8 protein-coding genes and 1 pseudogene are annotated in these 12798 nt (G+C 75.7%); 4 read left to right on the top strand and 5 right to left on the bottom strand.

The window, feature by feature from the left end; all coding sequences use genetic code 11:
* Positions 1 to 5: 5 nt before the first annotated feature.
* The gene (locus ACLQ2V_RS02245) at positions 6 to 2195 is read left to right on the top strand and encodes a DEAD/DEAH box helicase (protein ID WP_425716625.1); all 2190 of its coding nucleotides are present in this window, start codon (positions 6 to 8) and stop codon (positions 2193 to 2195) included.
* A 152-nt stretch (positions 2196 to 2347) separates the two neighbouring features.
* Positions 2348 to 3379: a hypothetical protein gene (locus tag ACLQ2V_RS02240; protein WP_425716624.1), complete on the top strand. Its 1032-nt coding sequence runs from the start codon at positions 2348 to 2350 to the stop codon at positions 3377 to 3379.
* A 155-nt stretch (positions 3380 to 3534) separates the two neighbouring features.
* Here ACLQ2V_RS02240 and ACLQ2V_RS02235 read toward each other — a convergent pair whose 3' ends face one another.
* On the bottom strand, positions 3535 to 3951 hold the full coding sequence (locus ACLQ2V_RS02235) for a helix-turn-helix domain-containing protein (protein WP_425716623.1): 417 nt from the start codon (positions 3949 to 3951) through the stop codon (positions 3535 to 3537).
* A gap of 280 nt (positions 3952 to 4231) precedes the next feature.
* On the opposite strand from ACLQ2V_RS02235, the gene ACLQ2V_RS02230 reads away from it, so the two are divergent.
* Positions 4232 to 4708: a hypothetical protein gene (locus ACLQ2V_RS02230; RefSeq protein WP_425716622.1), complete on the top strand. Its 477-nt coding sequence runs from the start codon at positions 4232 to 4234 to the stop codon at positions 4706 to 4708.
* Between the two features lie 101 nt (positions 4709 to 4809).
* Here the strand turns inward: ACLQ2V_RS02230 and ACLQ2V_RS02225 are convergent, their stop codons facing one another.
* The 4 genes from ACLQ2V_RS02225 to ACLQ2V_RS02210 all read right to left on the bottom strand — a co-directional run bounded on the left by ACLQ2V_RS02225 (position 4810) and on the right by ACLQ2V_RS02210 (position 9443).
* The gene (locus tag ACLQ2V_RS02225) at positions 4810 to 5985 is read right to left on the bottom strand and encodes a class I SAM-dependent methyltransferase (protein WP_425716621.1); all 1176 of its coding nucleotides are present in this window, start codon (positions 5983 to 5985) and stop codon (positions 4810 to 4812) included.
* A gap of 142 nt (positions 5986 to 6127) precedes the next feature.
* The gene (locus ACLQ2V_RS02220) at positions 6128 to 7834 is read right to left on the bottom strand and encodes a DEAD/DEAH box helicase (RefSeq protein ID WP_425716620.1); all 1707 of its coding nucleotides are present in this window, start codon (positions 7832 to 7834) and stop codon (positions 6128 to 6130) included.
* Positions 7835 to 8511: 677 nt separating this feature from the next.
* Positions 8512 to 8739, bottom strand: a complete 228-nt coding sequence (locus tag ACLQ2V_RS02215) for a DUF3107 domain-containing protein (protein ID WP_320069274.1) — start codon at positions 8737 to 8739, stop codon at positions 8512 to 8514.
* A gap of 65 nt (positions 8740 to 8804) precedes the next feature.
* Positions 8805 to 9443, bottom strand: coding sequence for a TetR/AcrR family transcriptional regulator (locus tag ACLQ2V_RS02210; protein ID WP_425716619.1), 639 nt, complete (start codon positions 9441 to 9443; stop codon positions 8805 to 8807).
* 1911 nt (positions 9444 to 11354) lie between these two features.
* Here ACLQ2V_RS02210 and ACLQ2V_RS02205 point away from each other — a divergent pair.
* Positions 11355 to 12770: pseudogene (locus tag ACLQ2V_RS02205) on the top strand (hypothetical protein); the annotation flags it as partial.
* Positions 12771 to 12798 lie beyond the last annotated feature (28 nt).

The raw sequence follows: 12798 nt of genomic DNA, 5'->3' as shown, positions 1-12798 counted from the left end.
GCCGGATGAGTCAGGATCGGGCGGCGGTACGGGAACGGGCCGAGGCGGTGCTGCGCCGGCTGGCCGGGGAGCACGCCCGGCTGCGGGAAGATCAGTGGCGGGCCATCGAGGCGTTGGTCATCGACCGGCGGCGGGTGCTCTGCGTGCAGCGCACCGGGTGGGGCAAGTCGGCGGTGTACTTCGTGGCGACCGCGCTGCTGCGCGAGCGCGGCGAGCACGGGCCCACCGTGATCGTCTCCCCGCTGTTGGCGCTCATGCGCAACCAGGTCGAGTCGGCCGCCCGCGCCGGCATCCGGGCCCGCACGATCAACTCCGCGAACCTCGACGAGTGGGACGGGATCACCGCCGAGATCCACGACGGCGCGGTGGACGTGCTGCTGATCAGCCCGGAGCGGCTGAACAACCCGGACTTCCGGGACAGCGTGCTGCCGAGGCTGGCGGCGACCACCGGGCTGCTGGTGGTCGACGAGGCGCACTGCGTCTCCGACTGGGGGCACGACTTCCGCCCCGACTACCGGCGGCTTCGCACGTTCCTGGGCAACCTGCCGGAGCGCACGCCGGTGCTGGCCACCACGGCCACCGCCAACGCCCGGGTCACCGCCGACGTCGCCGAGCAACTCGGCACCGCCCCGACCGGCGGCGAGCAGCCCGGCGGGCAGCCCGGCACCGAGCAGGCCGGCGGGGAGCGGCCCGACGTGCTGGTGCTGCGCGGCACCCTGGACCGGGAGTCGCTGCGGCTGGGCGTGCTCGACCTGCCCAGCCCGGCGCACCGGCTCGGCTGGCTCGCCGACCACCTCGACCGCCTCCCCGGCTCGGGGATCATCTACACGCTGACCGTGGCGGCGGCCGGGGAGACGGCGGAGTTCCTGCGCTCGCGCGGGTACCCGGTGGCCTCGTACACGGGGCAGTCCGAGGACGCCGACCGGCGGGCCGCCGAGCAGGACCTGCTCGACAACAAGATCAAGGCGCTGGTGGCGACGAGCGCGCTGGGGATGGGCTTCGACAAGCCCGACCTCGGCTTCGTGGTGCACCTGGGCGCCCCACCGTCGCCCATCGCGTACTACCAGCAGGTCGGCCGCGCCGGGCGCGCCGTCGAGCACGCCGAGGTGCTGCTGCTGCCCGGCGCGGAGGACGCGGCCATCTGGCGGTACTTCGCCTCGCTCGCCTTCCCGCCCGAGGAGCAGGTCCGGGCCGTGCTGGCCGCCCTGCGTACCGACCGGCCGCTCTCCACGCAGGCCCTGGAGCCGATCGTCGACCTGCGCCGGGCCCGGCTGGAGCTGATGCTCAAGGTGCTCGACGTGGACGGCGCGGTCCGCCGGGTGCGCGGCGGCTGGCTGGCCACCGGCGAGCCCTGGACCTACGACGAGGCCCGGTTGCGCCGCGTCGCCCAGGCGCGCACCGCCGAGCAGCAGGCCATGCGGGAGTACGCGACCACGCCCGGCTGCCGGATGCGGTACCTGCGGGAGTGCCTGGACGACGTCGGGGCCGACGACTGCGGTCGGTGCGACCGGTGCGCCGAGCCGATCTTCGCCGCCGACACGTCGTCCCCGGCGTTGACGGGCGCGCAGGCGTACCTGGGTCGACCCGGGGTGGAGATCGCGCCGAAGAAGCTCTGGCCGACCGGGTTGGACGCGGTCGGCGTACCCCTGAAGGGGCGCATTCCCCCGGCGCAGCAGGCGCTGCCGGGGCGGGCCGTGGGGCGGCTCTCCGACCTGGGCTGGGGCGGCCGGCTGCGCGAGCTGGTCGGCCCGGACGCGGTGGACCGACCCGTCCCCGACGACGTGGCCGGCGCGGTGGTCGAGGTGCTGAAGGCGTGGGCACACGGCGACGACCCGTGGCCGCGCCGCCCGGTCGGGGTGGTCGCGGTCGGCTCCCGGCGGCGGCCCGAGCTGGTCGGTTCGCTGGCCGAGCGGATCGCCGCGGTGGGCCGGCTGCCGCTGCTCGGCCAGGTGACCCCCACCGGGTCCGCCGGCCCCGACGGCCCGCGCGGCAACAGCGCCCAGCGGGTACGCGCCCTGCACGACGCCTTCGCCGTGCCGGACGGCCTCGCCGACGCCCTCGCCGGGCTGGACGGCCCGGTGCTCCTCGTCGACGACCTCGTCGACACGGGCTGGACGATGACCATGGTGACCCGGCTGTTGCGCCGGGCCGGCGTGCCCGACGTGCTCCCCCTCGCCCTGGCCGTCGCCGGCTGACCGCACCCGCGCGACCCCGCACCCGCGCGTCCGCCGGGGTGCGGTCGGGTGCGGTCGGGGCGGGAAGTTCCCTGGCGGGGGCGGATTGCGACCGGTGCCACGCTGCGCGACCGTCGGCCGACCGTCCGGTGACCCGGCGGTACTGTGGCCACATGACCGATCAGCGACCCGGCGCGGCGCCGTCGGCGCCCGAGGGGTCGGCCACCGCCCCCTCGGTGGCGGACGGGTCGCAGAGCGGCCCGGCGACTGCGCCCCCCGCGCCCGAGGCGGCCGGGGTGCTGGTGGACCGGGGCACGCTGCGGCTCGGGCTGGTGGTGGGCGGGCTGGTCTTCGCCGTGCTGCTCGGGTTCGGCCTCGGGCGGGTCAACCCGTCGCCGACCGGGCCGACCGCGCAGACCGCCGTCGCCGGCACGGATCACGGTCACCCCGCCGGCACCGGGGCGCACGAGCACGGCGTCGACGCCGACACCGGCGCGTCGACCGAGGTCGGTGGCCTCGCGGTCGGCTCCGGGGGCTGGACGCTGGCCCCGCTCTCCGCCGGGCTCGCCGCCGGCCGGGCGGGGGAGTTCCGCTTCCAGATCAGGGACTTCGTGGGACGCCCCGTGACCCGCTTCGCGGTGGTGCACGACAAGCCGATGCACCTCGTCGTGGTCCGCCGCGACCTCACCGGCTACCAGCACCTGCACCCGACGATGGCCGCCGACGGCACCTGGTCGGTGCCGCTGACCGTGCCGCAGGCCGGGGTCTGGCGGGCGTACGCGGACTTCACCGTCGTCACCGACGACGGCGCGCAGAGCGCCCGTACCCTCGGTGTGGATCTTGCCGTTCCCGGCGGGTACGCGCCCCGGCCGCTGCCGCCGCCGGCCCGGAGCGCCGCCGTGGACGGGTTCACGGTGAGCTGGTCGGGTGAGCCCAAGGTCGGGGCAACCGGCCCGCTGCGGTTCGTGGTCCGCGCCGGTGGGGACACCCCGAAGCTGGAGCGCTACCTGGGCGCGTACGGGCACCTGGTGGCGTTGCGCGAGGGGGACCTGGGCTATCTGCACGTGCACCCGGAGGCGGGGCCGGTCGAGGACGGGGTGACCTTCCAGCTGACCGTGCCGGGGCCGGGGCGCTACCGACTGTTCTTCGACTTCCAGGTGGCGGGCGTGGTGCGGACCGCCGAGTTCACCCTCACGGCACCCTGACCGTCGAGCCAGGGCGGCCGCGCTGCACCGTCGAGCCAGGGCGGCCGCGCTGCGGCCGGCGATGGCCGCGCCGATGGGGGCCGGCGGTGCCGGTTGCGCAGGGCCCGGGGTCGGAGGGCCCGGGGTCGGCGGCCCACGGTCCCGGCGGGCGTCGGTCAGCCGGCCCGGCGGACGGGGCGGCGGGCCAGGTAGCGGAGCAGGTCGCGGATGTGGTGCTTCTCCTCGGCCGGCACGGCCGGGTCGGCCAGCCGTTGCAGGATGACCCGCACGTCGGACTCGACCGGCCCCTCGTCGCCGCGTCGACGTGGGGCGGGCCCCGCGTCGGGCAGACCGAGGGCGCGGAAGGCCGCGGTCACGGGCAGGTCGAGGGCTGCGCAGAACCCCCGCACCTTTGCCAGCTCGGGGTAGTCCTGCCAGTCGCCGGCCAGCCAGCGGAAGACGGTGGAGCGCCCCACCCCGGTGTGCGCGGCGAGGTCGCTGACCGTCCAGCCCCGATCCTCCCGAGCGTCGTCGATAGCCCGTCGCACGAACCGTGCGAAGGCCATCTGCGGCGAGACCTCTGGAGAACCCATGCCTGCGGACTTTCTTCCTTCCCGGGCCGAAGCAACCGGACAGTGCCCTTCGAGCGTAGTACCACCGAGGGCACCCGCAACCGAGCGCCCGCCCTCGTCGATCGTCGTCCGGGCACCGGTCCCGGCTGACCTGCGAGTATTCCTCATATTTCGGCGGGCGTGCCTTTCCGGAGCGCTCCGGCCCGGTGAACGTCGATGGTTGCGCCCGCCAACTAGGCTCGATCCTCGTCCCGTACCGTCCCGAACCGGCCGCTCGGTCGGCGTGCCGAAGAGGAGCAGCATGGCCGAGTCGCGTCGTCCCCTGCCGTACCGTCCGGGCGCGGTCAGCCTCTTCTTCGTGGCCAAGGCCGGCGTCTTCGCCGCCGGCTTCTGGGGCTGGCTGCTGGTCCTCGTGCTCTTCGCCGACGAGCCCGGCCCGACGCAGGTGCTGGCCGCCGCAGGCGGGATCACCACGACGCTCGTCGGCGTGGTCCTCGGTGCCCGGATGGCCCTGCAACGCAACGCGGCGGTGCGGCACGCCGAGCTCAAGCGGCTGCTGGTCGACATCTCCTGGAACGCCTTCACCGCCGCCGGCAACTCCGAGACCCAGGGCAACGCCGAGGCCCAGGGCAAGGTGGCGCCCTTCCCCACGACGTCGTCGGAGACCGAGCGCTCCGGCCGGGGCACCGGAGCCCGGGTGTCGATCCTCGACCGGAGCCTCACCAACGAGCGCAAGGCCGGGCGGGACCGGGGCGGCAACGGCGAGCGGCACCGCTGAGCCACCCCGGACCGACCCGGGGCCGGGGCTCAGCCTGGCGCGTCGGCGCGGGATGAGCTTCGCGCGTCCGCGCGGGATGAGCTTCGCGCGTCGGCGCGGGATCAGCCTGGCGCGTCGGCCAGCAGCGTCTCCAGGCGCGGGGTGACCTGCCACTGGTCCAGCAACGCCCGGTACTGCGCCCGCTGCTCGTCATCGGTGGCGGAACCGGTGGCGGAACCGGGGGTGGCCTCGACCCGACGGGCCCGGATCAGCAGGTTCCGGGGCGTGTGCCGGGAGTCGACGAACTCCACCACCTCGGTGCGGTACCCGTGCAGCCGCAGCAGCGCGGCCCGCAGCGAGTCGGTGAGCACGTCCGCGAAGCGCTCCCGCAGGATGCCGTGGCGGGTCAGCAGCTCGTACGGGGCCGGGGCCGGCCGGGCCCGTAGCTGGGCGGCGAGGTCGTGGTGGCAGCACGGCGCGGCCAGCACCCAGCGGGCGCCCCACCGCACCGCGCGGGCCAGCGCCTCATCGGTGGCGGTGTCGCAGGCGTGCAGGGCGAGCACCAGATCGGGGGCGGGCTCGACGACCGCGTCGGCGATCGTGCCGGCCACGAAGCTCACCCGGTCGGCCCAGCCCAGCCGCTCGGCCAGCTCGGTGTTGCGCCGCCGCTGGTCCTCGCGTACGTCCACGCCGACCAGCCGCACGTCCAGCCCGCGCTGCGACAGGTAACGGTAGGCGGCGAAGGTCAGGTAAGCGTTGCCGCAGCCCAGGTCGACCACCCGTAGCCGGCCGGTGAGGTCGTCGGGCAGGGTGGCCGCGAGCGCCCGCAGGAAGGCGTCGACCTGGCGGCGCTTCGCCGCCGAGCCACCGATCTCGGTGAAGATCTCGTCGCCCGGGTCGAGCAGCCACTCCTTGGCCCGGTCGTGGCCGCCGGGTTCGACCGGGGGGCGGGTGGCGGCGGACCGGTGCACCTGCGCCTCGCCGGACTTGGTCACCCGGAGCTGGAGCGTCACGTCGGTGGTCTCCACGTGCCAGTTGCCGAACGGCTCGGCCAGCAGGGCGTCCACGGCCGCGTCGGCCTCCGCGCCGGCAGCGACGTTGCGGGTGTACGGGCGCGCGCCGTCAGAGGTGGCGATCTGCAGCCGGGGGCCGCCCTTGAGGGCCACCGGGCGCAGTTCGGCGCGTTCCACCGAGGGCCGGTGTCCCCGGCGGCGCCCGGCGGCGACCGCCCGGGTCAGCGAGGGGTCGAGCAGCAGCGCCCGGACCTCGGTCAGGGCGGCGTCCAGCGGTTGGGGCATGGTCTCCATCTTCCTCGTCGAGTCGCCGACGGCGTCGGGCGGTGGCGTCGGGCGATGTCGGCCCGGGGAGGTCGTCTCGGCGGAAACGGCGACATCCCCCGCGCCGAGGACCGGAACGGGGGATGTCGAGGGTCGAGCGTGATCAGTCGGCGGTCGCCTCGGCGGGCGTACCGGTGCCGGAGCCACCCCGGCGACGCCGGCGGCGGCGCGGCTTGGTCGGGTCGCCCTCGGCGCCGGCCTCGGTCGTGGCCGGCTCGGTGCCGGACGCCTCGGCGGAGATCACCGCGGTCGGCTCGCCGGCGACCGGCTCACCGGCCCGACGACGACGCCTCCGGCGCGGGGTGCGGGCGCCCTCGTCGGCGGAGAGATCGCCGGGCTGGTCTGCCACCGGGGCCTGCTCGGCGTCCGGCTCGGCGGCCGGGCCGGAGCGGCTCCGCCGGCGGTCGCCGCCGACCCGCGACTCGCTGCGGGGGCGGCTCTCGCCGCGTCGGGCGGTACGGCCGCCACCGGCGCTGTCGCCGCGTCGGGGCCGGCCACCGAGGTCCTCCTCGATCTCGGCCGACAGCCCGGCCCGGGTCCGCTCCGCGGTGGGCAGCGTGCCGCTCATCTCGGTGGAGATGTCCAGGTCGGTGTAGAGGTGCGGGGAGGTGTGGTACGTCTCCGCCGGCTCCGGCATGTCCAGCCCGAGCGTCTTGTCGATGATCCGCCAGCGGGGCATGTCGTCCCAGTCGACGAAGGTCACCGCGACGCCGGTGGCGCCGGCCCGCCCGGTACGACCGATCCGGTGGGTGTAGGTGTCCTGGTCCTCGGGGCAGTCGTAGTTGATGACGTGGGTGACGCCGCTGACGTCGATGCCCCGGGCCGCCACGTCGGTGGCGACCAGCGTGTCGATCTTCCCGGCCCGGAACGCGCGCAGCGCCCGCTCGCGGGCACCCTGGCCCAGGTCACCGTGCACGGCCGCCACGGCGAAGCCCCGGAAGTCGAGGTCCTCGGCGACCCGGTCGGCGGCCCGCTTGGTGCGGGTGAAGATCATGGTGAGGCCGCGCCCCTCCGCCTGGAGGATCCGGGCCACAATCTCGATCTTGTTCATCGAGTGGGTGCGGTAGACCAGCTGCTGGGTCTGCGGCGACGGGCCGGTCTCGGCGGTGTGCCCGGCGTGGATCGTCATCGGCCGGCGCAGGAAGCGCCGGGACAGCGTGACGATCGGGTCGGGCATGGTGGCCGAGAAGAGCATGGTCTGCCGGTCCTCCGGCAACATCGCCAGGATCTTCTCGACGTCGTCGAGGAAGCCCAGGTCGAGCATCCGGTCGGCCTCGTCCAGGACGAGTGCGCGCACCCGGTCGAGCCGCAGGTGCTTCTGCTTCTGCAGGTCCATCAGGCGGCCCGGGGTGCCGACCAGGATCTCCACGCCCTTGCGCAGCGCGTCGATCTGCGGCTCGTACGCCACTCCGCCGTAGATCGGCAGCACCCGCACGCCCCGGGTGCGGCCGGCGGCGGCGAGGTCCTTGGCGACCTGGATGCCCAGCTCACGGGTGGGGACGACGACCAGTGCCTGCGGCACGCCGTCGCTGCCCTCGGCGGGGGCGAAGACCCGCTCCAGCAGCGGGACGCCGAAGCCGAGGGTCTTGCCGGTGCCGGTCGGCGCCTGGCCGATCATGTCGGTGCCGCGCATCGCGATCGGGATCGCGTACTCCTGGATGGCGAACGCGCGGGTGATGCCGGAGGCGGCCAGGGCCTCGACGGTCTCCGGCCGGGCGCCGAGCTCGGCGAAGGTCGGGGCCTCCGGGCGGACCGGGGCGGTCGGGACCAGCTCGTGGTCCGCTGTGGGATCGAAAATCTGCTCGCTCATATGGATTTGGGGGTGCCCTCTCGTGGTGCGCCCCTCATGTCCTCAGGGCGCGGTCGGTATTTGCGCGGGCCACACGGTCAGGGGCGGAATCGCCGAGCCGGACCGGGCCGCACGCGCGTCGCGGGCAGGACGTCAAGATGATCGACGTCCGCGGCAACTGCTCAATACTACCTGAGCCTGCGCGTTGTCGTCCCTGTTCAGGGCGGCGGCCCGACATCCGGGGGGCCGAACTGTGACCCGAGTCACACCCGCTGCCCCGCTCTCGTCCCGCCCACCCCACCCCGCGCCCTCGCGGGCACCGGCAGGCAGCATTTTCGGGGAAAATGCTGCCTGGGCTCGGAGGGGAGGCGACATCTTCCCCGAAGATGTGCGGATCTTGGCGCTCGGGAGCAGCGGCGTCGGCCGGGCCGCGCGCATCGACGACCGCCGCTCGCGGCGGGCGGGGCAGCTCGCGGCGGGCGGGATAGTTCATGGCGGGCGCGATCAGGATGTTCGGCGGACCTTGGACGCTTCACGTGCAGAGACGCTTCACGTGCAGAGATGACGTGAAGCGCCCAAGATTCCGCGCCCGCTCCGACTGCCAGGTCCTACGACTGCCGGGACCTACTAGACAGGCCGGGCGTCCGTGGCGGGCGGCGGGCTGCGTGTGCCGCGCCCGGCCACGGACGCCGGACGGATCAGCGGACGGTGAAACCGACTGCCCGGGGGGACGCCTCGGCGATCTCGACGTAGGCGACCTTGCCGATCGGCACGATGACCCGCCGACCCTTCTCGTCGGTCAGGGAAAGCGTGCCGTCGCCCTTGGCGATGGCGTCGGTCACGATCTGCTCGATCTCGGCCGGCGACTGCGCGCTCTCCAGAACCAGCTCGCGCGGCGCGTACTGCACGCCGATCTTGACCTCCACGATGCCTCCTCAACTGGGGCGAAAAAGCCGCCGCAGGAAGGCTATCCGATCTCGCGAGCTGATGTTCAGGCTGACTCACCCTGCAGGGGGAAGCTGGCGATGCCCCGCCAGGACAACGCGGCCACGAGCGCCTCGGCCTCGGCCTTGGGCAGCTGCCGGCCGTCGGCGAGCCAGAACTGCGCAGCCGTCTCCGCCGCGCCGACCAGCCCGGAGGCCAGCAGCTCGGCATGCGCCCGACTGACCCCGGTGTCGGAGATGATCGTGTCGGTTATCGCCGCGATGCAGCCCTGCTCCACGCGTTCCACCCGCTGCCGCACGGCCGGGTCGTTGCGCAGGTCGGACTCGAAGACGAGGCGGAACGCCTCGCTCTCGTGGTCGACGAAGTCGAAGTAGGCGCGCACCGAGGCGCTGACCCGCTCCTTGTTGTCGTTGGTGCCGCGCATGGCCTCGCGCACCTTGGCGACGATCGCGTCGCAGTGCGTGTCCAGCAGCGCCAGGTAGAGATCCATCTTGCCGGGAAAGTGTTGGTAGAGCACCGGCTTGGAGACGCCCGCCCGCTCGGCGATGTCGTCCATGGCGGCGGCGTGATAACCCTGCGCCACGAACACCTCCTGTGCCGCCGCCAGCAGTTGCTGGCGCCGCGCCGAGCGGGGCAGCCGGGTGGGCCGGCCTGCAGTCTGGGCACCGTTCCCCACAGCCGTCATGGGAACCTCCGAAGCTGTTCGTTGGAGCCGGCACTTATCGCCCGAACCGGACGGGGTTCGACCCCCTCGCGGAATTGGCCCGCCGCTGTAACTTATCGCCACTGTCACCACACGGTAGCCTCAGCGGGGGCGACCAAGGAGCGCGCGGTGAGTGAAACAGGGCAACCCGGTGCCGCCACCCCGGGAGAGCACGGCGACGGGACGGGTCGGCAGGATGACCTGGCCCGTTCCGCCAGCGGGTGGGCGCCCTCGGCGGCCGACTGGTCCACCGGGGCAGACGGGGGGCGGGAGTCCGCGTCCCCCTGGCGTCGGCCCGAGCTCACCGCCGGCTGGGGGGCCTCGTCGTCACGTTACGGAGACCTACCGCCGCCCTTGCCGGGGCTGTCCCCGGAGTCAGGGCCCCCGCTCCGGGCCAACGGTCATTCGCACGTCAACGGCGTGAGTGCCGCCGAGGGGCAGCCGCCAGCGCCCCGCCGGACGCCGGTCAGCGCGCCGCCCCTGGGCGGGGAGCCCGGCCCGGACGGCGACGGCGATCGGCCGATCGTCCCCGCGCCTCGGCTGGCGTCGGCCGTCGAACGGTCGACCGCGCCGCAGTACGGCGTCGAGGCCGACCCGGCGTCGGCCCGGCACGCCTCGGAGCAATCGCCGACCGCCCGTGCCGGCGGCTGGCCACCGGCGAGCGTCCCGTCGTCCGCGCCCCCGGCCGGCGCGACGGCCCCCGACTTCGAGGCCCCCGCCGGGCCGCACCCGGTGGCTCCCGCCCGCTCCGGCCCCGAGCCGACCCCGTCCGGCGGTACGCCTGCCGACTGGGCCGACCGTGCCTCGGAGTGGGCGGCCCGCCTCCCGGGCCGTCCGGTCGAGCGGGCCGACCGCTCGTCCGAGTGGGGCGATCGGCTCCCGCCCGACGTCGACCCGCGCGGATATCCGCCGGCCGAATCGCTCGGCGCCGAGCGACCCGCCCACCCGTTCCCCGCAGACCAGGCCGGTCACCCCGGTGCCGAACCGGGGCCGGCGGCTCGACCCGCATACCTGCCCGACGAGAGCCCTCCGGCCGACCCCGGGCCCGCGGGATACCCGCCTCCGGTCGATCCCGAGCGTCCGCCGCGTCCGGCCGACGCCGAGCGGGTCGGGCAGCGGACCGGGGTCGACGCCGAGCGGGCGGGCCGTCCCGGTGCCGCCGGTGATCGTCGGGCCGGCGACGAGCGCGCCGCGTCGGCCGAGCCGGGGTGGCCCGAACCGGCCTGGAACAGGCCGAGTTGGGGCGGTGCCTGGGCCCCGCCCTGGTCCCGAGAGCAGGGCGGCGGCGACGTCGCCGCTCCGCCCCGCGAGGAGGCCGCCCCGGCCGCCCGCCGCGCTCGTGAGGAGGAGGGCCCGACCGCCGGTCGGTCCCGTGACGAGGAGGTCCCGATCGGTCGCCGATCCCGTGCCGAGGAAAGCGATGTGACCGGCCGCCGGCCCCGCGAGGAGCAGGCCGTCGACTGGGCACCGGAGCCGAGCCCCGGGGGGTACCGGCCCGATGCGGGCCGCCCCTACGTCCCCGAGGCCGCCGGCCCGCAGGCCGGCGAGTCGACCGCTGCCCCGGTCGGGGGGTGGCCCCGGGCCCAGGCGGGGGAGCCGGTCTACCCGCCCCAGGCGGAGCCGACCCCCGGCCGGGCGGAAGAGCCGCTGCGCCCGCATCCGGGCGAGGCCGATCGTCCGCAGCCGACGGAACCACATCGGCCGTACCAGGGTGCGCGGGCCGAGCCCGCCCAGCCGCTGCGAGCCGGGGCCGGTGGGCCGTACGACTTCTCGCGGCCGCAGGCGCGGGCGGGCCTGGACCCGGCTGCCCAGGCGGCCCCGGCGACGACCGAGCGGCCCGCCTGGGCCGGTGGGGCGGCCCCGCCCGCGCCGGCCCCGGCCGGTCTCGGTGAGCCGGATCCGGAGACCGGTGCCGTCGACCCGGCCGAGCTGCGGGCCGCCCGGTCGTCGCGGCCACGCCCCGGCAGCGACGATGCCCCGTCCACCGAGGTTCCCGGCCGACCGCAGGCGCCCACCGGCGCCGGGCCGGCCGCCGTGCCCGCCACGAGCGGAATCGGGCGGCTCATCCGCACCCCAGCGCCCGCGCCGACGAGCGCACCCCCGTACGCGGCCCGTCGATCCGCGCCCGACCCGGTATCCCCGGCCGCCCCGGTCGACGGGGACCGGCGTCCGGATCGCGCCTCGGCGGTGCTGCCGCAGCGCGTCCCCGCCGAACCGGACGTGCCCGTAGTGCCGGAGCTGCCAGCCGTGGAGCCACCCGCCGAAACCCCGGAACTCGCCCGCATCGCCACCCACCTACGCCGGGACGACGAGCCCGCGCCACCACAGGAACGGCCGGAGGGGTTCGACGTCGACGCCATCCTCGACGCCGTCCGGGGCGTGGCCGGGGTGCGGGGGGCGTCGCTGCGCCGTACCCCCGCCGGCGCGCACAGCCTCCGCCTCGACCTCGCCGACGGCGCGGACCCGGCCGAGGTGAGCCGGCACGTGGCCCGACTGCTTCAGGACCGGATGGGGCTGGCCGCCGCGCCGCAGAACCTGCCCGGCATGCCCGCCGCCCCGCCGCCCGCGCCGGTGCGCCGCCGCTCGGCGGAGCCGATGCCGCAGTCCCGGCTGCCCGAGGGTCGGTTCGCCGACGGCCGCACCACGTCGGCCGAGGCGTCGCCGTACCCGGAGGAGCGGCGCACCGAGCCGACGGGTGAGCTGCTGCGTCGCCGCCGTCAGGGCAGCGCGCACCGTGGCCGGGCCGCCGTGGAGGAGCCGGGTCAGGTGGCGACCGCACCGACCGGCGTGGCCGGGTCGGCGACCGGCAGCCCGGTGACGGTCGGCGCCTCGTACTCGGGCGGTCAGGTGACCACGACGGAGACCGCGCCGTCGAGACCGCTGGACACCGGCGGCGTGCCGGGCCCCCGGGTGGTGATCGACCACGTGCAGGTCAGCACGTTCGGCCTGGACGCCACCGTGGAGGTCCGGCTCCTCGCCGGCCCGGCGAGCGCGCAGGGGCTCTCCACCGGGCCGGCCGTGGACGGCTACGTGCTCAGGCTCTGCGCGATCGCCGCCGCTTCGGCGGTCGACCGGTTGCTGCGCGGCGAGGAGGAGGAGGAGACCGACCGGGGCCGGTGCTTCGTCGAGCACGCCGCGGTGGTGCCGTTCGGCAACTGCGAGGTGGCCACGGTCGTGGTGCTGCTGGTCTGTGACGGTTGGGTCGAGCAGCTCGCCGGGTCGGCGCTGGTCGCGGGCGATCCGCGGCAGGCCGTCGTCCGGGCCACCCTGGCAGCGGTCAACCGGCGGCTCGAGGCGCTGCTGGCCTGACCGGCCTTCCCCGCTGCGCGGGTGACGG

The sequence above is a fragment of the Micromonospora sp. DT233 genome (assembly GCF_049841815.1).
Taxonomy (GTDB): Bacteria; Actinomycetota; Actinomycetes; order Mycobacteriales; family Micromonosporaceae; genus Micromonospora.
Note: the sequence above shows the minus strand (reverse complement) of the source record. Positions and strands in the feature narration are given on the sequence as shown.